A 921-nucleotide genomic window follows, 5' to 3' on the forward strand; every position below is an offset into this window, starting at 1 on the left:
TACGACCGCTGCCCACAAGCCTTCTTCTCAGCAATCGCACTCGCTGCGACCGTAATCTTCTGGCTTTGAAGGAGAACGAGTCCTGAGCCTAAGGCATACCCAACCACTTCATAACTCGACATAGTTACCACCATCTTTTTAGCTTCACCAACGCCGTCCAACCCTAGGCAATCATTGCCCCTATAGGCCAGTTGACCTAATAACGGCGCCGAATGTTTTTAGTATCAGTCGCGCATCCCCCCAAAAGGAAATATTGCGGAAATACAGCTCGTCGTAACGGACGCGATCCTGAAAGGCGGTTGCATTGCGTTCGGACACTTGCCAAGGACCAGTCAAGCCGGGGCGCATTTCGTAGTAGGAACCACCAGAATAAATGCGCTCTTGATCGAGCATGATCGGACGCGGTCCAACGAGGCTCATGTCCCCCTTCAGCACATTGAGAATCTGCGGCAACTCATCGAGTGAAGACTTACGCAGTAGGCGTCCCACCGCTGTGATCCGCGGATCTTCAGCAAGCTTCTGTTTCGCATTCCATTCCCGGAACGCACCAGGATTTTTGCGCAGATGCTCTGCGAGGATGGCGTCCGCATCAGGCACCATGGTCCGCAACTTCCACATCCGAAAGCTTGCCCCGTGCCGACCAATCCGTCTTTGACTGTAAAACGGCGCGTTTCCATCCAGCATAACCACTGCAGCGCAAAGCCCAACAATCACTGTGACCGCGGGCGCTGCAATGACCACAAGGATCAAATCCGTAAATCTTTTCCCAAATAGAGCATAGAATCGCTTCCTGTCGGTTTTGCGGAAGGACTTAGGACGCGGAAGCACCGCGCTAGGCTCAGGACTCGTTCTCCTTCAAAGCCAGAAGATTACGGTCGCAGCGAGTGCGATTGCTGAGAAGAAGGCTTGTGGGCAGCGGTC

Annotated in this window: 1 protein-coding gene; it reads right to left on the bottom strand. The window is 53.7% G+C overall.

What is annotated here, in order from left to right:
- Positions 1-180 precede the first annotated feature (180 nt).
- Positions 181-828, bottom strand: coding sequence for a sugar transferase (locus tag ACXAJT_RS27580; RefSeq protein WP_475242217.1), 648 nt, complete (start codon positions 826-828; stop codon positions 181-183).
- Positions 829-921: the final 93 nt, after the last annotated feature.

The organism is Salipiger sp. ABF4_146, from assembly GCF_056161345.1.